Here is a 17,379-nt window from a genome sequence, read left to right as displayed (position 1 = left end):
CACCAAAATGTCACAGGAATTCTTTCCCCTGAGTCCGTCCCTGTGGGCCGCCACGGCAGCGCCCGCGCCTGACACCACACCGCTGCAAAGCGATACCAAAGCCGACGTGGTCGTCATCGGGGCGGGCTACTGCGGCTTGAGCACGGCGCTGCACCTGGCGGAACGCGGCGTTCGTGTCGTGGTACTGGAAGCGCGCGACATCGGTTTCGGCGGCTCCGGCCGCAATGGCGGACAAGTCATTCCAGGGATGAAGTTCGACCCGAGCGAGCTGATGGCGATGTTCGGACGCGAGAAAGGGCAGCGCCTGGTCGATTTTGCTGCCAGTACGGTCGATGCCGTGTTCAACCTGATCGACAAGCACCAGATGGACGTGCCGCAGGTGCGCCGTGGCTGGATTCAAGGCGCACACACGCCGGCCGCGCTCAAGATGGCCGAGCGGCGCGTGCGCGACTGGAGCGCGCAGGGCGTCGGCGCAAAGCTGCTGGATCGGGCCGAAACCGCCCGGCTGCTGGGCACCGACAAATACCTGGGTGGCTGGATGGACCCGCGCGGCGGCGGGGTGCAACCACTGAGCTACGTGCGTGGCCTGGCGCGTGCGGCCATTGCTGCCGGCGTGGTCATTCACACCGACAGCCCGGCGACGCAACTGCAGCATGACAAGGGCCAGTGGAAGGTGGTGACCGCAGGCGGCGCCACTGTCAGCGCCGAGCGCGTGGTGCTGTGCACCAACGGCTACACCGACGGGCTGTGCCCGCAACTGGCCAAGTCGATCATCAACGCCAACTCCTTCCAGGTCGCGACCGAGCCGCTGCCCGAAGCAGTGCGAAAAAGCATCCTGCCCGAAGGCCATGTGTCGTCGGATGCTCGAAACCTGCTGCTGTATTACCGCATCGACCACAGTGGCCGCTTGTTGATGGGAGGACGCGGTACCTTCCGGGAACCCGACTCCACTCAGCCCGCAGACTGGTCGCATCTGGAAAACGTGATTGGCAAGCTGTTCCCGCAGGCAGCCGGCATTCCCATTGATTACCGCTGGTGCGGGCATGTCGCCATCACCCGCGACTACCTGCCGCATCTGCACGAACCGGCGCCGGGCTTGCTGATCGACATCGGCTGCCAGGGACGAGGCGTGGGGTTGCAAACGCGCATGGGCCAGGCGTTGGCCGAATACATCACCAGCGGCGACAAGCGGGCGCTGCCGGTTGCGCCGTCGGTCATCAAGCCCTTCCCGCTTTACGGACTGAGGCGCCTGTACGTCTCGGCGGTGATCGGCTGGTACCGGATGACCGACGGCGGCGTTTAAGCCGCCCAGAGTTTATGGGAGGCAGGAATCAAGCGCCACCCGATTTCATTCACGCCTCGAACAAGGTGTCACCATTGCTGCGCGGCGGCGCCACGCCCAGGTGCCGGTACGCCGCCAGCGTGGCAATGCGTCCGCGCGGGGTGCGCTGGATGAAACCCTGCTGGATCAAATAGGGTTCGATCATGTCCTCGATGGTGCCCGGCTCCTCGCCAATGCTGGCGGCGATGTTGTCCAGCCCGACCGGGCCGCCGTCGAAGCGGTGGATCAGCGCTTCCAGAAACTTGCGGTCCATCAGATCAAACCCCAGCGGATCGACGTCCAGCATGGCCAGCGCGCGGTTGGCAATGTCCAGCGTGATGGTGCCGCTGCCCTTGACGTCGGCATAGTCGCGCACCCGGCGCAGCAGGCGGTTGGCGATGCGCGGCGTGCCGCGCGAGCGCCGGGCGATTTCAAAGCCGCCCTCCTCGTCCATGGGCGCATTGAGCAAGCCGGCGCTGCGCTTGACGATGCGCGCCAGTTCTTCGGGCGTGTAGAACTCCAGCCGGGCGACGATGCCAAAGCGGTCGCGCAGCGGATTGGTCAGCATGCCGGCGCGCGTCGTGGCGCCGACCAGCGTGAACGGCTGCAAGTCAAGCTTGATGGAACGCGCTGCCGGGCCTTCACCGATCATGATGTCGATCTGGTAATCCTCCAGCGCCGGATAGAGGATTTCCTCGACCACCGGGCTCAGGCGGTGGATCTCGTCGATGAACAGGACGTCGTTCTTTTCCAGGTTGGTCAGCAGCGCCGCCAGGTCTTTTGGCTTTTCCAGCACCGGCCCAGAGGTTGAGCGCATGTTGACGCCGAGTTCGTGCGCGATGATGTGCGACAGCGTGGTCTTGCCAAGGCCCGGCGGGCCGAACAGCAGCACATGGTCCAGCGCCTCGCCGCGCTTGTTGGCCGCGCCGATGAAGATTTCGAGCTGCTCGCGCGCCTTGGCCTGGCCGACGTAGTCGTCGAACAGTTTGGGGCGCAGTGCGCGCTCGATGGCCTCTTCTTTCGGCGAAGCCGGGGCGGACGACAGCATGCGCCGGGCAGGCGGCAGGTCGGCCATGTCGAAGTCGTCGGTTTGGATGCTCATGGTGTTTCAGACCTTCAAGATGGGGCCGGGGTAGCTGGCCAGCAGGGCATCGGCCGTGACCAGCGTCAGGTCTTCGCGCATCGCCTGGGCCAGCAGCAGGCGGTCGAAAGGGTCTTTGTGAATATCGGGAAGGTTGCGCACGTCCATGGCGTGCAGGGAAATGATCACCAGTTCCTGGTAGCCGTTGTGCAGCATGCCGGCTCGCCACTCCTGGACATCAATCGCCAGATCCTTGCGTGGCCGGCTCAGCTTGATGCTGATTTCCCAAATGCTGACGGTGCTGAAATACAGCGTGTTTGCCGTATCACGCATCAGCCGGTCTGCTTGTTCAGGCAGGCGCTCCGGAAACAGGGCCGCCCATAGCAGCAAGTGGGTGTCGAGCAAAAGGCGCTGGCTCAAAGCGTGTCATCGCCATTGAACAGGTCTTCGATTTCCTTGGCGTACATCGTGTCGAAATCTTCAGGAATTTTGCCCTTGCCTTTCATGAACCCCAGACGCTGCGGAATGTGTGGCGTTTCGGGTTCGATCGGCACGACCCGCACCATCGGCTTGCCGGCCTTGGCAATGATGAAGGATTCGCCCTTGGAAGCCCGCTCGACCAGCCGCGACAAATGGGTTTTGGCTTCGTGGATGTTGACGGTTTGCATCAAAGACTCCTGCTGGACTAAGTCGGGTTAGTTTAACCAATCCAATCGAAATTGGATCAAGCTGACCGGCCGGATTTATTTCCCAAGGCTCTTCAGCGCCAGCTTGATGCCATCGCTCACGCCCACGTCCTGCGGCAGGGCTTTCAGCGCCGACGCGGCGTCCTTGTCGCTGTAGCCCAGCGCGACCAGCGCCTGCAGGATGTCGAGTTGCGCCTCATTGGTCACGCTGACATGCGCACCGATGTCGGCACCGAGCTTGCCTTTCAACTCCAGCAGCAGCCGCTCGGCGGTTTTCTTGCCGATACCGGGCACCTTGATGATGCGGCCGGTTTCTTGCAGGGTCACCGCCTGCGCCAGGTCAGCCACGCTCATGCCGCTGAGCACGCTGAGCGCCATGCGCGGACCAATGCCGGTGATCTTGATCAGCAGGCGAAACGCGGCGCGCTCGGCAGTGGTGCCAAAGCCATACAGCAGTTGCGCATCCTCTCGCACGATGAAATGGGTGTGCAGGCTGACCTTCTCGCCCAGTCCCGGCAGGTTGTAGAAGGTGCTCATGGGTACCAGCACTTCGTAGCCGACACCGTGGCAGTCCACCAGGATTTCGGGGGGATTTTTTTCGGCCAATTGGCCAGTGAGTCTTCCTATCATGGGCAAATCTTAGCAGCCGGCCAGTGACACGGATTTAGGCAGACAATCGCGTTTTGCCGCCCTGTTTTGACTGCTTTAGGAAACCCCGACCTTGATGCTTCGCCACACCTTCACGCCGCCCAACAACACCCGCATGGCCAATCTGTGCGGACCCATGGACATCCACATCCGCACCATCGAGGCGGGCCTGCAGGTGACGATTGCGCACCGCTTCGAGCAGTTCAAGATCGACGGCACCAAGCTGCGCGCGACCCAGGCGCTGGAAGTGCTGCAGGCGCTGTATGAAATTGCCCAGCGGCCGATCGAGCCTGAAACCGTGCAACTGATGCTGGCCGGCGACATGGCGCTCAACACGCTAGAGGGCGGCATCACGCTGACGACGCGCCGCGCCGATCTGCGCGCGCGCACCGTCAACCAGGGTACCTACCTGGAAAACATTGCCGCACATGACATCACCTTCGGCATTGGCCCGGCCGGCACCGGCAAGACCTATCTGGCCGTGGCCTGCGCGGTCGATGCGCTGGAACGCAGCACGGTGCAGCGCATTGTCCTGACGCGCCCGGCGGTCGAGGCTGGCGAGCGTCTGGGCTTTTTGCCCGGCGACATGGCGCAAAAGGTCGATCCGTATTTGCGGCCGCTGTATGACGCGCTGCACGAGCTGATGGGTTTTGAGCGGGTGCAAAAAGCCTTCGAGCGCCAGCAGATCGAGATTGCGCCGCTGGCCTTCATGCGTGGCCGCACGCTGAACCACGCCTTTGTCATCCTGGACGAGGCGCAAAACACCACGCCCGAGCAGATGAAGATGTTTTTGACGCGGATCGGTTTTGGCAGCAAGGCCGTGGTGACGGGCGACGTGAGCCAGGTCGATCTGCCGCGTACGCAGATGAGCGGGCTGATCGATGCCGAACGCGTGCTCAAGCGCGTGCAGGGCATCGCCATTACCCGATTGACCAGCGCCGACGTGGTGCGCCACCCGCTGGTGGCGCGCATCGTTGACGCCTACGACAAGACGCCCAGCAACCGGGACGATGCCAAGGCCGTGGTTGAAGCGGCAGAAGACGCTATTGATTTAGTAGCTACTCCCATCCGCCGGACAAGCGCAAGGAGCCGAAATGGCTCTTGATGCACTGAGTTTGTCACTGCAGTTCGGACAATTCCCCGACGCCGCCCTGCACCGCGCCGCCCTGCCACGGCACAGCGTCACCCGCTGGATCCGCCATGCGCTGCAAAGCGATGCCGAAATCACCGTGCGCATCGTCGGCCAGGAAGAAGGCCAGACGCTGAACCGCGATTACCGGGGCAAGGACTACGCGACCAATGTGCTGACCTTCGATTACACGCAGGAACCCGTGGTCACCGCCGACCTGGTGCTGTGCGCGCCGGTGGTGGCGCGGGAAGCGCAGGAAAACGGCAAGACCCTGCAGGCACATTACGCACACCTGCTGGTGCACGGCACGCTGCATGCCCAGGGCTGGGACCATGAAACCAGCGACGAGGAGGCGCAAGAGATGGAAGCCTGCGAAATCGAGATTCTGACCAGACTCGGCATTGCCAATCCCTACCTCTGAGGTTTTGCATCAAATCAGGTGCTTGCGCTTGTTCCAAGGGCATCTTTAGCTATTTATTCAATAGCAAAACAGAGGCCATGCCACGGCATTCAGGCCGTGCAAGAATGCCGCATGACCCGCAAGCCCCAACGCTTTTTCATCCCCGCCGTCCTGTGGCTGGCCATCAGTGCGCTGGGGGGTGTGGCGCTCGCGCGGCTTGAGCTGAACCGCTTGCGTGATGATTTTGAAACCAACGCGCGCATTGCCCACCGGCTGCTGAGCCAGCGCGCCGTGCAGCATGACGCCGTGATGGCCATGCTGGCGCTGATTCAACCGCCGCACGGCGCCTCGCAACCCGAGCAGCGCCTGCCATCGGTTTACCCGCAGATCATTGGCGTGCAGCGGCGTGATCGCGATGCCGCCTGGACCGATGAACGCCTGGCTGCTGCCGAAGCCTTGTCGCATGCCTTGCAGCGACCCGTGCTGGCAGTTGCCGACCTGGCGCGTGGCCGTTACCAGCTGGTACTGGCCGCCGCGCCCACCAGCTTCAGCATTCAACTGGACCTGCACGCCGTGGTGCCCTGGAGCGAATGGCCGATGGCGCCTGACACCAGCCCCGTGCGCATGACGCTAAGCGACGGCAAACAAAGCTACGTATTGCAGCCTGGCCGTATCGGCGAAGGCGGCTGGCGGTTTGAATTTCATAAACACCTGGCCACCGACAGCCAGCCTTTTGAGGTGGTCGGGCTGCGCCAGGTCGGCTGGGGCGAACTGCCCTGGGCCTGGATGCTGGCCTGGTCACTGCTGGTGGCCGTGATGGTGATGGGCACGGTCGCCCTGCTGCGCCAGCGCGCCGGAAAACAGCGTGCCGAAGAGCTGCTGCGGCTCGGCCAAGTCGGGCGGCTGAACACCCTGGGCGAGCTGGCTGCGGGCATGGCGCACGAGCTGAACCAGCCCCTGACTGCCGTGCTGGCCAACACCCAGGCGGCCAGCCGCTTGCTGGACGAAGACCCGCCCGAACTGGCCATTGCCCGCAACGCCATGGCGCAAGCTGCCGAACAGGCACGCCGCGCATCCAGCGTCGTGGGCCGCCTGCGCCGCGCCGTCGAGCGGCCCGCGATGGCGGTGCAAAGCGTCAGCGTGAGCCTGGAAGACGCCGTCAACAACGCGCTTTACCTGCTGGAGCCAGAGCTTGCCCGCCATGGCGTCGTGCCCACAGTCAGTTGGCAGCAGGCATCACCCCGCGTGCTGGCCGACCCGGTCGCGCTGGAACAGGTGATTCACAACCTGCTGACCAACGCCCTGCAAGCACTCGACAAAGTGCCCGCGCCAGAGCGCCAGCTGACCTTGCAGCTGGGCACAGAGGGCGACTCCGGCATCTTGAAGGTAAGCGACACCGGGCCCGGCATCGCACCCGACGTGCTGCAGCGCATTTTTGAGCCCTTTTTCAGCACGCGAGAAGGCGGGCTGGGCCTGGGCCTCAGCCTGTGCGAGACGCTGGCCGGCAGCATGGGCGGCAGCCTGTCGGCCACGCACAACACGCCACGCGGCGCGGTGTTTCGCCTCTCATTGCCACGGGCCAACAAGTCATGAACAACGCCTCAAAAACCATGTCATCCCACGGCGCAAACCCTGTCAACAGATCAGCAGGCAGCCCCTTTTCACCGCTGATCCAACTGATTGATGACGACGAAGCCGTGCGCGATGCGCTGTCGCTGCTGATCGGCACCGTCGGCCTGCGCGTGCAGCCGTGGTCCGACCCACAAGCCTTCATGCAGGGTTTTGACCGCCAGGCGATTGGTGCCATCGTGCTCGATGTGCGCATGCCCGGCATCAGCGGGCTGACCGTGCTGGAAACCCTGGTCAGCCAGGGCGTGGACCAGCCCGTCATCATGCTCACCGGCCACGGCACGGTCGACATGTGCCGCCGCGCCTTCAAGTCGGGCGCGGCCGAGTTTCTTGAAAAACCCGTCAATGACGAACACCTGCTGGAAGCGTTGCAAAACGCCGTGCGCCAGCACGTCAAGTCACGCGAACGCAACAAAACCGACCGGCAAGCGCAAGAACGGTTTGCGCAATTGTCAGAACGAGAACGCGAAGTACTGGGCCTGATCGTCGCCGGCCTGACGAACAAGGAAATTGGCCGGGCGCTGGAGGTATCGCCGCGTACGGTGGAGACGCATCGCGCCAATTTGTTTGCCAAGCTGGAGGCCGAATCGCTGGCGCAGTTGATCCGGCGGTTTGCGGGGTTGGTGGAAAACAACCCTTGAATTCCCCTGCGGACGATTCTCGCCCACCTCCTGCTGCTCACTTCCAATGTTGGGAATTTGATGAAAACTACACACGACCTTTAGGACGCTTTCTTGATCCCGATGTGGTGCCGATAAAACCCTTGCTCAACCCCACAACTCATCAGCACGAAGATACGGTAAAATGCCGTATCGAAATCTGACAAAAGAATCCATCATGCTTGCCAGCGCCCGCTTTGACTTGAAGATAGACGCAGCTGAAAAAGAACTGGTTTCACGCGCTGCGGCCTTGATGGGCACAACGATGGCGTCTTTTGTGCGAATGGCAGCTAAAGAAAAAGCAGCAGCCCTGCTTGAGCAAGAGTCACGCATCACCATGACAGCCCATGATTTTGATGCGTTCACAACCGCCATCAACGGCGCTTTCACCACGGGGTTCACCCCCAACCCGGCACTTGCGTCGGCCCTGCTTGAGGCCGAGCAAGTCAAGCGTGTTTGAAGAACATGTGCTGGACCCCAACCAGCACCAGCGTCACGGCTTTACCTGCGGCGTGGCTGCACTGGATGACTATTTGCACCGCCTGGCCGTGCAACAGAGCAAAAAGGGCGTAGCCGCAATCAGGGTGTTGGTCGACTCGCAGGCGCCACAAACAATTCTGGGCTTTTACACGTTGAGCGCCGCTCAGGTGGGACTAACCCAACTCGATGAAAAAGCCCAAAAAAAGCTGCCCCGTTATCCCGTACCCTGCTTTCGCATGGGACGTTTTGCGGTGGCATCAACCCATCATGCCCAAGGCATAGGCAAAGTGCTGATGGGTTGCGCCGTGGCACGTTGCCTTGAGGCAAAAAAGCAGGTCGCAGCCTATGCCTTGCTGGTGGACGCCAAGAACGAGCAGGCCAAAGCCTTTTATCTGCACTACGGATTCACGGTGTGCAACGACGACCCCATGGTTTTGTATCTGGCACTGGGCGCATGAGAAGAGTCGATGTTGATGGCTTGCAGGTTTGCAGGTTTGCAGGTTTGCAGGTTTGCAGGTTTGCAGGTTTGCAGATTTGAAAGAATATCTCCGAAAAATACCGATAAATCGGATTATTGCGCTGGTTTGGCGGGCAGGAGTTGCAAGCGTGGACCTGGCTTCCTGCTGACACGCCTCCCCACACTCGTTCTGGTGGCTGCCGGCTTCTTGGGTGCAATAACCAGATCTGCTGCCTGACATATCGGTCAAGCCGACACCCCTCCGTATTTCTACGGAGCCCTACGCGTAGCGCTACGAATGGGCAATCTGCCCTCCATTTCTTAAAGTTCATCCACGGTGAATCAAACCGGTAACGAACAAATTAATCAAATGGAGAACCCCATGCGCAACATCCTCAAAGTCTCAGCCCTCGCCCTGTCCCTGATCGCCGCAGCCGGCGCCAGCGCCCAAGCCGTTCGCACTGAAAAGAACATGTCGCTTGAATTGGCCAACCAGCTGGCCTCGGCCAGCGTGGCGGCCTGTGCTGCCAACGGTTATGCCGTCAGCGCCACGGTGGTTGACCGGGCTGGCACTGTCCGTGCCGTGCAGCGTGCCGACAATGCGGGCCCGCACACCTTGGCTGCCAGCCAGCAAAAGGCATTTACCTCGGCATCGGCCAAAAACACCACGCTGGCGATGATGGAGGGCTCGCAAAAGAACCCGGCGGCGGCCAACCTGGTGTACATCCCCGGTTATTTGTTGCTGGGTGGCGGGGTGCCGGTCAAGGTGGGCAATGAAGTGATTGGCGCGGTGGGTGTGGGCGGCGCGCCGGGCGGCAACCTGGACGAACAATGCGCCGTGGCCGCCATCGACAAAATCAAGGACCAGCTGAAATAAGCAGGCCGGTTCAGTCCAGGACAACACCATGCGCAGCACGCACCTTTATTCGGCACGCACGCTGTTTGCAGCCATTGCCATCGGCATGGCAGCCACAGCAGGAGGCCCTGCCCTGGCGCAGGTTGCGCCGACGGCAGCAGAAGCGGCGGCCTACACGGGCCTTCACGCGGCCGCCCAAAAAGGCGACGTCGCCAAAATCGACCGCCTTGCCGCCGCAAACGCTGACCTGAACGCTCGTGACGGCAACGGCCGCACGCCGCTGCATGTCGCCGTTTTTGCGGGCCAGCGCGAGGCCATCAAGGCGCTGGTCAAGCGCGGTGCCGACCTCCACCTGCTCGACAAGGACCGTTATGACGGCGTGACGATAGCGGCCGTCGCCAATGATGAAGAAACCCTGCGTGTGCTGCTGGCGCAGGGCGCCAGCGCGAAGCTGGTGACCAGCCGTTATGACGGCACCGCACTGATTGCGGCTGCGCACCTGGGGCATGCGGGCGTGGTCGAACAACTGATTGCCGCCGGCGCGCCGCTGGACCATGTCAACAACCTGCACTGGACCGCCGCGATTGAAGCCGTGGTGCTGGGCAACGGCGGGGTGCGGCACCAGCAAACCCTGCGCGCCCTGATCAACGCCGGCGCCAATCTGCAGCTGACCGACCGGGAAGGCAACACGCCGCTGCAGCTTGCCAGGTCACGCCGCTACCAGGACATGGTTGACCTGCTGGAGCGGGCTGTCACAGCCAAGTGAAAAAAAAGAACCGGAAAGGGCTGAAGTCAGGTTTTCAGCATCAAATCGGCCTTTCCCGCACGTCTGACGGGCATGAGCAGCTATTGATTAAATAGCAAAATCAAAACTGCAAGGGAATCGTCACGGGCCCGTCATTGACCAGATGGACCTTCATGTCTGCACCAAACTGGCCGGTTTGCACCACCGGATGCGACATTTTGGCCTGGGTCACAAAAAAGTCATACAGCTTGCGGCCCAGTTCGGGTGGCGCTGCAGCGGTAAAGCTGGGGCGGTTGCCGCCTGACACGTCTGCGGCCAGGGTGAACTGGCTGACGATGAGCAGGCCGCCCGCCACGTCCTGCACGCTGCGGTTCATCTTGCCGGCGTCGTCTGAAAAGATGCGCAACTTGAGCAGTTTGGCGAGCAGTTTGTCAGCTTGCGCCTCGCTGTCGCCGTGTTCTGCGCACAGCAACACCAGGAGGCCTTGGCCAATCTGGCCGGCAACTTCGCCGTCAATCACGACACGCGCTTCGGCCACACGCTGCAACAAGGCTTTCATGAACGCTGGCCCCGGCGCATCAGCTGAGCGTGACACGCGCAAACTTGCGCTTGCCGACCTGCACCACATACACACCAGCTGGCAATTTCAGCGACTTGTCGCTCACCACACTGGAATCAATGCGCACGCCGCTGCCTTCGATCAGGCGCGTGGCTTCGCTGCCCGAAGGTGCCAATCCTGCAGCCTTCAGCAGCGCGCCAATGCCCAGCGGCGCGCCCGAAAGCGTCACCTCGGGAATCTCGTCGGGCACGCCGCCCTTGCTGCGGTGGATGAAGTCCTGTTCGGCGGTGTCGGCGGCGGCGGCTGAGTGAAAGCGCGCCGTGATTTCCCTGGCCAGGGCCACCTTGGCATCCTTCGGGTTGCGCCCGGCCGCCACTTCGGCCTTGAGCGTGGCGATGTCGGCTTCGCTTTGAAACGACAGCAGCGTGTACCACTTCCACATTAGCACGTCCGACACCGACAGCACCTTGGCGAACATGCTGTTGGCGTCTTCCGAAATGCCGATGTAGTTGTGCTTGCTTTTCGACATCTTCTCGATGCCGTCCAGGCCTTCGAGCAGCGGCATGGTCAGGATGCACTGCGGCTCCTGGCCGTATTCCTGCTGCAGGTGCCGACCCATCAGCAGGTTGAACTTCTGGTCGGTGCCGCCCAGTTCCAGGTCGCTCTTGAGGGCCACCGAGTCATAGCCCTGCATCAGCGGATAAAGAAACTCATGCACACTGATCGACTGGCCGGATTTGTAACGATCGTGAAAATCATTGCGCTCCATCATGCGGGCCACGGTGTAGCGCGACGCCAGCTGGATCATGCCGCGCGCGCCCAGCGGATCGCACCATTCGCTGTTGTAGCGGATTTCGGTTTTTTCCGGGTCCAGCACCAGGCTGGCCTGGCGGTAATAGGTCTCGGCATTCACCTTGATCTGCTCGGGCGTCAGTGGCGGACGCGTGCTGTTGCGGCCCGACGGGTCGCCAATCAGGCTGGTGAAGTCACCAATCAGGAAGATCACCGTGTGGCCCAGGTCCTGCAGCTGGCGCATCTTGTTGAGCACCACGGTGTGGCCGATGTGGATGTCGGGCGCGGTCGGATCGAGCCCGAGCTTGATGCGCAGCGGCACGCCGGTGGCTTCGCTGCGGACCAGTTTGCGGGTCCATTCGTCCTGCGGAATCAGCTCGTCGCAGCCCCTCAGGGAGACAGCCAGCGCCATCTTTACACGCTCGGACAGGGGGTTATTTGTAACAAGCTCTTGATTCATAAGGGTTTTTCCAGCGGCCGCGTAATGTCTTACAGATATAATTCCGACTTTCCTACGTCGGAACGCCATTTTAAAGGCGCTACTCATTGCTGGCGGGGAAGCCAAAATTTTCGAGTTCGATGCTTCCTGGCGCTGGCAAAACGCCCGGAGACGGTATCGATTGACCTGTCATCACTGTCCGGCTGCTGTCCAGAAGCCGGTGCACTTTAGTTGGGATTCACGTTTTGCGCCTGCCCGTCGCCGCCCATACCCTGCTCACCATTTCACGCGTACTGACCGCTGTCGGCGAAAGCCTGCGCCGCCACCCCCGGCGCATCACCGGCAGTCTGGCCGTGCTGCTGCTGGGAACGGGCGTGACGGCTTTCGGTGTTGCGCCGCTGGCGCCAGACGCCGCCGATCTGCCGGTCCGCCAGGTCCTCGAAGCCATTCAGCCGCTGGCGCCTGCACTGGCGCAGGCCCAGACCGAGGCGCTGGCCGACTTCCGCTTCAAACTGTTCCGCACCGAGGCCACGCGCAGCAGCGACACGGCTGCCTCGCTGCTCAGGCGGCTCAACCTCGATGACGCGGCCGCTGATGACTTTCTGCGCAGCGACCCCAACGCGCAGCTGATCCTGGCCGGCCAGCCTGGCAAGAATGTCACCGTTGAAGCCAGTGACAGCCAGCAATTGCTCAAGCTCAGCATGCGCTGGGCGACCGATGACGAACAGATGTTCCAGCGTCTGGTCATCGAGCGCAGCAGCGCCGGTTTCACGTCGCGCATCGAGACTGCGCCCTACACCCGCTCGGCCCAGCTGGCCAGCGCCGCCATCCAGTCCACGCTGTTTGCCGCCATTGACGATGCACGCATTCCCGACGGGGTCGGGGTGCAGATCGCAGAAATCTTCTCGACCGACATTGACTTTCGCCGCTCGCTGCGCAAGGGCGACCGCTTCAACGTGGTGTACGAAACCCTGGAAGCCGATGGCGAAACCATGCGCGCCGGCCGCGTGCTGTCGGCCGAGTTTGTCAACAGCGGCAAGACGTTCCAGGCGATGTGGTTCCAGCCACCGGGCATTGACGCCGCCGGCTTGCCGCTCAAGGGCGGCTACTACACGCTGGACGGCCAGAGCCTGCGCCGCGCATTCCTCAGCGCCCCGGTCGAGTTCTCGCGCATCAGCAGCGGTTTCTCGATGCGCTTTCATCCGGTGCTGCAAACCTGGCGTGCCCACAACGGCACCGACTTTGCCGCCACCACCGGCACACCGGCCCGCACCGTCGGCGACGGCGTGGTCGAATTCGCCGGCGTGCAGAACGGTTTTGGCAACGTGGTGTTCATCAAGCACCGCAACAACATGGAAACCGTTTACGCCCACCTGAGCAAGATCAATGTACAGCTCGGCCAGTCCGTGACGCAGGGCCAGACCATCGGCCTGGTCGGCGCCACCGGCTGGGCCACCGGGCCGCACCTGCATTTCGAGGTGCGCGTCAACGGCGTGCAGCAAGACCCGATGACGACTGCCCGGCAAAGCGACGTGGTTCCGGTGCCCACCGCCGCCCTGCCGCAGTTCCGGCAACTGGCCAATGGTTTTCGCAACCAGTTGCTGGCCGCCGCCACCATCGACCAGACCCGCGCCGAATAAGCCGCAACAGGCGCTGGCGGCGGCTGCGGCAAAATCGCTGCATGCACGACTATTTCATCGGCCTGATGTCAGGCACCTCTCTTGACGGCGCCGACGGCGTGCTGGTCGATTTTTCCGGCGACAGGCTGCGCGTCGTCGCTAGCGCCAGCGAAGCGTTTGCCGGCAGCTTCCGGGCCGAACTGCTGGCGCTCAATGTGCCTTCGCACAATGAACTGCACCGGGCCGCGCTGGCGGGCAGCGAACTGGCAGCGGTGTATGCGCGCGTGGTCGCTGCCCTGCTGCAACAGGCGCAAGCGCAGGGAATTTGCGCCGCCCAGGTCCAGGCAATAGGCGCGCACGGGCAGACCGTCAGGCACCAGCCACAGCGAACGTCCGCTGCGCCCTCAGGCGTGGGCTACACACTCCAGCTCAACCACCCCGCCCTGCTGGCCGAGCTGACCGGGATCGATGTGGTGGCAGATTTCCGCAGCCGCGACGTCGCTGCAGGTGGCCAGGGCGCACCCCTGGTGCCGGCCTTTCACCAGGGCGTTTTTGGTCGCGACGATAGCGGCGTGGCGGTGCTGAACCTGGGCGGCATTTCCAACCTCAGCGTGCTGCCACCCGCCGGTTCTACTGCTGAAGTACGGGGTTTTGACTGCGGGCCGGGCAATGCGCTGATAGACGCCTGGTGCCTTCAGCACACCGGCGAGCCGTTTGACGCAGGCGGCGCCTGGGCAAAAAGCGGCCGGCTGATTCCGGCGCTGCTGTCCAGCCTGCTCGACGAGCCTTACTTTGCGCAGCCTGTTCCCAAGAGCACCGGGCGCGACCTGTTCAGTCTGGCGTGGCTGGCTGAAAAGATCCAGCCCTTTGCGCAAGAACGTCCCGGGGATATTCAAAATACCTTGACTGAATTGACGGTTTGCGCATGCGCTGCGGACGTCAGAAGCTATGGAAAAGAGAGCATTGAGCTGATTGTCTGCGGTGGCGGCGCTTTCAATGTGTATCTGCTGGAGCGCCTGCAGGCGGCCTTGCCCTGGCTGCGCGTCAGCACCTCGGACGCGCACGGCTTGCCGCCGCTGCAGGTTGAAGCAGCCGCCTTTGCCTGGCTGGCCCGCCAGATGCTCAGGCGCCAGCCGGGCAACCTGCCCGGCGTGACCGGAGCAGCTGGTGCGCGCGTGCTGGGTGCGCTGTATCCGGCCTGAATCGGCTTCAGGTCACCAGGAGAAATTTCCCCGGAATTGAAAAAGCCACCCTGAAGGTAGCTTTTTCGCAAAGACGGCGTTAAACGCCTTTATATCGTGCGTTCAGACCGAGAAGCTCGAACCGCAACCGCACGAGCTGCTGGCGTTCGGGTTCTTGATCACGAACTGCGCGCCTTCCAGGTCGTCCTTGTAGTCGATTTCCGCGCCTACCAGGTACTGGTAGCTCATGGCATCGATCAGTAGCGACACGCCGTTCTTGGTCATGGTGGTGTCGTCTTCATTGGTGATTTCATCAAAGGTGAAACCGTACTGGAAGCCCGAACAGCCGCCGCCCTGCACGAACACACGCAGCTTCAGGTCGGGGTTTCCTTCCTCGGCAATCAGTTCGGCCACCTTGGAGGCCGCGCTGTCGGTAAACACAAAGGGGGAAGGCATTTCAGTCTGGATATTTTCGGCAACTGCGCTCATGGGGAACTCCGTTAATCATTGGGCAATGGGCTAAATAGTACAGTAAATCAATCAACCATACCGCCCGCGCGTCTTAGCGCCCAAAGGGACTGCCCATGAAAAAAGCCGCCAGGCGAACCAGGCGGCTTTTTTGCGAAGCAGGGAAAGCGGAATTAACGCTTGCTGAACTGCTTGCGACGGCGGGCTGAGCGGAAACCGACCTTTTTACGTTCGACTTCACGGGCATCGCGGGTCACGAAACCGGCCTGGCTCAACGCGGGCTTGAGCGTTGCGTCATAGTCGATCAGGGCGCGGGTGATGCCGTGGCGCACTGCGCCGGCCTGGCCGGACTCGCCGCCGCCGTGGACGTTGATCATGATGTCAAACGTCTCGACGTGGTTCGTCAGGAACAGGGGCTGGCGGCAGATCATGATGGAGGTCTGGCGACCGAAGAACACCTGGATGTCCTTGTCGTTGACCGTGATCTTGCCAGTGCCTTTTTTCAGAAACACGCGGGCAACGCTGGATTTGCGACGGCCGGTGCCGTTGTTCCATTCACCGATCATTTGGCGACTCCTGCGATTTCCAGCACTTTAGGCTGTTGGGCGGTATGCGGATGCTCTGCACCGCCGTACACCTTGAGTTTCTTGATCATGGCGTAACCGAGCGGGCCCTTGGGCAGCATGCCCTTGACGGCTTTTTCCAGGGCGCGGCCCGGGAACTTGGTTTGCATGTCACGGAAATTGGTGGCAGTGATGCCGCCTGGATAACCGGAATGGCGGTAGTAAATCTTGTCGGTTGACTTGGCACCGGTCACGCGCAGCTGGGCTGCGTTGATGATGATGATGAAATCACCGGTGTCGATGTGAGGCGTGAATGGCCTTGTGTTTGCCGCGCAAACGGAGAGCAACTTCGCTGGCTACTCGTCCGAGGACCTTGTCGGTCGCGTCAATCACAAACCACTCGTGCGTCACATCAGCGGGTTTGGCGCTGAAGGTTTTCATGAGTTTTCTTTTCGAAAAAAGGGGTTTGTCGGGTTCTTTTCCACGGTCGGCGTTCCTCTGATGAGAACCTCTTAGGTGGTCATTTGCCCCTGAAGGCAACTCTGTCGCGGAACCACATGTGCGCTGCAGAGCCCTCGATTATATGAAGAATCAGGCGTTGGCGTCAATTCTTGGGGGCCTTCGCGTGCAAGAAGGTACGATAGAGGGATGTTTTCCTACCGCCACGCCTTCCATGCAGGCAACCATGCCGACGTTCTCAAGCACACTTGCCTTGTTGCGTTGATGAAGTACCTGACCCAGAAAGACACGGCACTGACCGTGATCGACACCCACGCCGGCGCCGGACTGTACCGCCTCGACGGTGACTACACCGAGACCAGCGGCGAAGCCAGCGAAGGCATCTTCAAGCTGATTTCGGCCTCAAAAGCCGCTCCAGCGCAAGCAGGACGTGCCGGCGCAGCTATCAAAAAAGTAGCGCCTGATGCCAAGGCCGCGCCGGCTGCAGCCGATGCAGCCACGCCTGCGGCCGGCAGCTACGACTGGGCGCCGGCCTTGCTGGACTACCTGGAACTGCTGCGCAGCCTGAACCCGCATTTCGCCCAGACCGGCGACGCGGCGCATCTGAAGATTTATCCGGGTTCGCCCTTCATCGAACAAAAATTCCTGAGCGGGCGTGACAAGCTCAAATTGTTCGAACTGCACCCAACCGATTTCAAGTCGCTTTCCGGCAACATCGAACAACTCGGCGTCGGCCGCCAGGTCGTGGTGGCCCGCGAAGACGGTTTCGAGGCGCTGAAAACCTTCTTGCCGCCGCCAGCCCGGCGCGCCATGGTGCTGTGCGACCCGAGCTATGAAATGAAGAGCGACTATGCGCGCGTGGCCGCCTGCATGGCCGACGCCGTCAAGCGCTTTGCCACCGGCACCTACGTGGTCTGGTACCCGATCATTCCGCGTCCCGAAGCCCACGACCTGCCGCGCAAGCTGAAAACCCTGGCCGTCAAGGCGCACCGCAGCTGGCTGCATGCCACGCTGACGGTCAAGTCCAGCAAGCTGACGACTGACACCGAAGGCGAGGTGGTTCGCCCCGGCCTGCCCGCCAGCGGCATGTTCATCATCAACCCGCCGCACACGCTGAAGGCTGACCTGAACGCCGCCCTGCCGCAAATGGTCGCATTGCTAGGGCAGGACCGTAACGCAGGATTCACACTCGAACACGGCGGCTGACC

Annotated in this window: 21 protein-coding genes and 1 pseudogene; 13 read left to right on the top strand and 9 right to left on the bottom strand. The window is 62.1% G+C overall.

Annotated features, from left to right (window positions below; genetic code table 11):
* Positions 1-7: 7 nt before the first annotated feature.
* A complete protein-coding gene (locus GZ092_RS09135; protein WP_293636081.1) occupies positions 8-1,303 on the top strand; it encodes an FAD-binding oxidoreductase in 1,296 nt (431 codons plus the stop codon).
* 49 nt (positions 1,304-1,352) lie between these two features.
* On the opposite strand, the gene ruvB is transcribed toward GZ092_RS09135, so the two are convergent.
* The 4 genes from ruvB to ruvA all read right to left on the bottom strand — a co-directional run bounded on the left by ruvB (position 1,353) and on the right by ruvA (position 3,718).
* The gene (ruvB, locus tag GZ092_RS09130; RefSeq protein ID WP_293636080.1) at positions 1,353-2,423 is read right to left on the bottom strand and encodes a Holliday junction branch migration DNA helicase RuvB; all 1,071 of its coding nucleotides are present in this window, start codon (positions 2,421-2,423) and stop codon (positions 1,353-1,355) included.
* A 6-nt stretch (positions 2,424-2,429) separates the two neighbouring features.
* The gene (locus GZ092_RS09125; RefSeq protein WP_293636079.1) at positions 2,430-2,822 is read right to left on the bottom strand and encodes a type II toxin-antitoxin system VapC family toxin; all 393 of its coding nucleotides are present in this window, start codon (positions 2,820-2,822) and stop codon (positions 2,430-2,432) included.
* Positions 2,819-3,070, bottom strand: a complete 252-nt coding sequence (locus tag GZ092_RS09120; RefSeq protein ID WP_293636078.1) for a type II toxin-antitoxin system prevent-host-death family antitoxin — start codon at positions 3,068-3,070, stop codon at positions 2,819-2,821. The genes GZ092_RS09125 and GZ092_RS09120 overlap by 4 nt, the downstream gene beginning before the upstream one ends.
* A gap of 75 nt (positions 3,071-3,145) precedes the next feature.
* Positions 3,146-3,718 (bottom strand): Holliday junction branch migration protein RuvA, encoded by a 573-nt coding sequence (gene ruvA, locus GZ092_RS09115; RefSeq protein WP_293636077.1) that lies wholly within the window; start codon positions 3,716-3,718, stop codon positions 3,146-3,148.
* A 91-nt stretch (positions 3,719-3,809) separates the two neighbouring features.
* Here ruvA and GZ092_RS09110 point away from each other — a divergent pair, with 91 nt between their 5' ends.
* The 9 genes from GZ092_RS09110 to GZ092_RS09070 all read left to right on the top strand — a co-directional run bounded on the left by GZ092_RS09110 (position 3,810) and on the right by GZ092_RS09070 (position 10,112).
* Positions 3,810-4,841: a PhoH family protein gene (locus GZ092_RS09110; protein WP_293636076.1), complete on the top strand. Its 1,032-nt coding sequence runs from the start codon at positions 3,810-3,812 to the stop codon at positions 4,839-4,841.
* Positions 4,831-5,286, top strand: coding sequence for an rRNA maturation RNase YbeY (gene ybeY / locus GZ092_RS09105; protein WP_293636075.1), 456 nt, complete (start codon positions 4,831-4,833; stop codon positions 5,284-5,286). The genes GZ092_RS09110 and ybeY overlap by 11 nt, the downstream gene beginning before the upstream one ends.
* Before the next feature lie 111 nt (positions 5,287-5,397).
* Positions 5,398-6,858, top strand: coding sequence for an ATP-binding protein (locus GZ092_RS09100; protein WP_293636074.1), 1,461 nt, complete (start codon positions 5,398-5,400; stop codon positions 6,856-6,858).
* Between the two features lie 17 nt (positions 6,859-6,875).
* Positions 6,876-7,535, top strand: coding sequence for a response regulator (locus tag GZ092_RS09095; protein ID WP_293636073.1), 660 nt, complete (start codon positions 6,876-6,878; stop codon positions 7,533-7,535).
* Positions 7,532-7,717, top strand: a complete 186-nt coding sequence (locus tag GZ092_RS09090) for a hypothetical protein (RefSeq protein ID WP_293636072.1) — start codon at positions 7,532-7,534, stop codon at positions 7,715-7,717. Before GZ092_RS09095 ends, GZ092_RS09090 begins: the two co-directional genes overlap by 4 nt.
* Before the next feature lie 14 nt (positions 7,718-7,731).
* Positions 7,732-8,013 carry a DUF1778 domain-containing protein gene (locus tag GZ092_RS09085; RefSeq protein WP_293636071.1) on the top strand — a complete coding sequence of 94 codons (282 nt, stop codon included), beginning with the start codon at positions 7,732-7,734 and terminating at the stop codon, positions 8,011-8,013.
* A 52-nt stretch (positions 8,014-8,065) separates the two neighbouring features.
* Positions 8,066-8,491 carry a GNAT family N-acetyltransferase gene (locus GZ092_RS09080; RefSeq protein ID WP_293636070.1) on the top strand — a complete coding sequence of 142 codons (426 nt, stop codon included), beginning with the start codon at positions 8,066-8,068 and terminating at the stop codon, positions 8,489-8,491.
* A gap of 381 nt (positions 8,492-8,872) precedes the next feature.
* Complete coding sequence (locus GZ092_RS09075) at positions 8,873-9,367, top strand: heme-binding protein (protein WP_293636069.1); 495 nt, start codon at positions 8,873-8,875, stop codon at positions 9,365-9,367.
* 85 nt (positions 9,368-9,452) lie between these two features.
* Complete coding sequence (locus tag GZ092_RS09070; RefSeq protein ID WP_293636152.1) at positions 9,453-10,112, top strand: ankyrin repeat domain-containing protein; 660 nt, start codon at positions 9,453-9,455, stop codon at positions 10,110-10,112.
* Between the two features lie 100 nt (positions 10,113-10,212).
* Here GZ092_RS09070 and dtd read toward each other — a convergent pair whose 3' ends face one another.
* Together dtd and tyrS are read right to left on the bottom strand one after the other, a co-directional pair.
* Positions 10,213-10,650 carry a D-aminoacyl-tRNA deacylase gene (gene dtd / locus GZ092_RS09065; RefSeq protein WP_293636068.1) on the bottom strand — a complete coding sequence of 146 codons (438 nt, stop codon included), beginning with the start codon at positions 10,648-10,650 and terminating at the stop codon, positions 10,213-10,215.
* Positions 10,651-10,669: 19 nt separating this feature from the next.
* Positions 10,670-11,902 (bottom strand): tyrosine--tRNA ligase, encoded by a 1,233-nt coding sequence (tyrS, locus tag GZ092_RS09060; protein ID WP_293636067.1) that lies wholly within the window; start codon positions 11,900-11,902, stop codon positions 10,670-10,672.
* A gap of 230 nt (positions 11,903-12,132) precedes the next feature.
* Here tyrS and GZ092_RS09055 point away from each other — a divergent pair, with 230 nt between their 5' ends.
* Together GZ092_RS09055 and GZ092_RS09050 are read left to right on the top strand one after the other, a co-directional pair.
* The gene (locus tag GZ092_RS09055) at positions 12,133-13,521 is read left to right on the top strand and encodes a M23 family metallopeptidase (RefSeq protein WP_293636151.1); all 1,389 of its coding nucleotides are present in this window, start codon (positions 12,133-12,135) and stop codon (positions 13,519-13,521) included.
* Between the two features lie 41 nt (positions 13,522-13,562).
* Positions 13,563-14,702, top strand: coding sequence for an anhydro-N-acetylmuramic acid kinase (locus GZ092_RS09050; protein WP_293636066.1), 1,140 nt, complete (start codon positions 13,563-13,565; stop codon positions 14,700-14,702).
* Positions 14,703-14,804: 102 nt separating this feature from the next.
* Here the strand turns inward: GZ092_RS09050 and erpA are convergent, their stop codons facing one another.
* From erpA to rplM, 3 genes and pseudogenes are all read right to left on the bottom strand, one after another.
* Positions 14,805-15,170 (bottom strand): iron-sulfur cluster insertion protein ErpA, encoded by a 366-nt coding sequence (erpA, locus tag GZ092_RS09045; RefSeq protein ID WP_196863960.1) that lies wholly within the window; start codon positions 15,168-15,170, stop codon positions 14,805-14,807.
* 152 nt (positions 15,171-15,322) lie between these two features.
* Positions 15,323-15,715, bottom strand: a complete 393-nt coding sequence (rpsI, locus tag GZ092_RS09040) for a 30S ribosomal protein S9 (RefSeq protein WP_026781089.1) — start codon at positions 15,713-15,715, stop codon at positions 15,323-15,325.
* Positions 15,712-16,153: pseudogene (rplM, locus tag GZ092_RS09035) on the bottom strand (50S ribosomal protein L13). Before rplM ends, rpsI begins: the two are co-directional and overlap by 4 nt.
* A 207-nt stretch (positions 16,154-16,360) precedes the next feature.
* Here rplM and rlmJ point away from each other — a divergent pair.
* Entirely contained in the window at positions 16,361-17,377 is a 1,017-nt protein-coding gene (gene rlmJ, locus GZ092_RS09030; protein ID WP_293636065.1) for a 23S rRNA (adenine(2030)-N(6))-methyltransferase RlmJ, read from the top strand.
* Positions 17,378-17,379 lie beyond the last annotated feature (2 nt).

It is taken from the genome of Polaromonas sp., assembly GCF_010365105.1.
GTDB lineage: Bacteria > Pseudomonadota > Gammaproteobacteria > Burkholderiales > Burkholderiaceae_C > Polaromonas.
The sequence above is the reverse complement of the archived record's forward strand: the minus strand, read 5'-3'. Positions and strand labels throughout refer to the sequence as shown.

Coding starts and splice junctions, on each gene's coding strand:
- GZ092_RS09135 (WP_293636081.1), top strand. CDS start 8: ATGTCACAGGAATTCTTTCCCCTGAGTCCGTCCCTGTGGGCCGCCACG.
- ruvB (WP_293636080.1), bottom strand. CDS start 2,423: ATGAGCATCCAAACCGACGACTTCGACATGGCCGACCTGCCGCCTGCC.
- GZ092_RS09120 (WP_293636078.1), bottom strand. CDS start 3,070: ATGCAAACCGTCAACATCCACGAAGCCAAAACCCATTTGTCGCGGCTG.
- ruvA (WP_293636077.1), bottom strand. CDS start 3,718: ATGATAGGAAGACTCACTGGCCAATTGGCCGAAAAAAATCCCCCCGAA.
- ybeY (WP_293636075.1), top strand. CDS start 4,831: ATGGCTCTTGATGCACTGAGTTTGTCACTGCAGTTCGGACAATTCCCC.
- GZ092_RS09100 (WP_293636074.1), top strand. CDS start 5,398: ATGACCCGCAAGCCCCAACGCTTTTTCATCCCCGCCGTCCTGTGGCTG.
- GZ092_RS09095 (WP_293636073.1), top strand. CDS start 6,876: ATGTCATCCCACGGCGCAAACCCTGTCAACAGATCAGCAGGCAGCCCC.
- GZ092_RS09085 (WP_293636071.1), top strand. CDS start 7,732: ATGCTTGCCAGCGCCCGCTTTGACTTGAAGATAGACGCAGCTGAAAAA.
- GZ092_RS09075 (WP_293636069.1), top strand. CDS start 8,873: ATGCGCAACATCCTCAAAGTCTCAGCCCTCGCCCTGTCCCTGATCGCC.
- GZ092_RS09070 (WP_293636152.1), top strand. CDS start 9,453: ATGGCAGCCACAGCAGGAGGCCCTGCCCTGGCGCAGGTTGCGCCGACG.
- dtd (WP_293636068.1), bottom strand. CDS start 10,650: ATGAAAGCCTTGTTGCAGCGTGTGGCCGAAGCGCGTGTCGTGATTGAC.
- tyrS (WP_293636067.1), bottom strand. CDS start 11,902: ATGAATCAAGAGCTTGTTACAAATAACCCCCTGTCCGAGCGTGTAAAG.
- GZ092_RS09050 (WP_293636066.1), top strand. CDS start 13,563: ATGCACGACTATTTCATCGGCCTGATGTCAGGCACCTCTCTTGACGGC.
- erpA (WP_196863960.1), bottom strand. CDS start 15,170: ATGAGCGCAGTTGCCGAAAATATCCAGACTGAAATGCCTTCCCCCTTT.
- rpsI (WP_026781089.1), bottom strand. CDS start 15,715: ATGATCGGTGAATGGAACAACGGCACCGGCCGTCGCAAATCCAGCGTT.
- rlmJ (WP_293636065.1), top strand. CDS start 16,361: ATGTTTTCCTACCGCCACGCCTTCCATGCAGGCAACCATGCCGACGTT.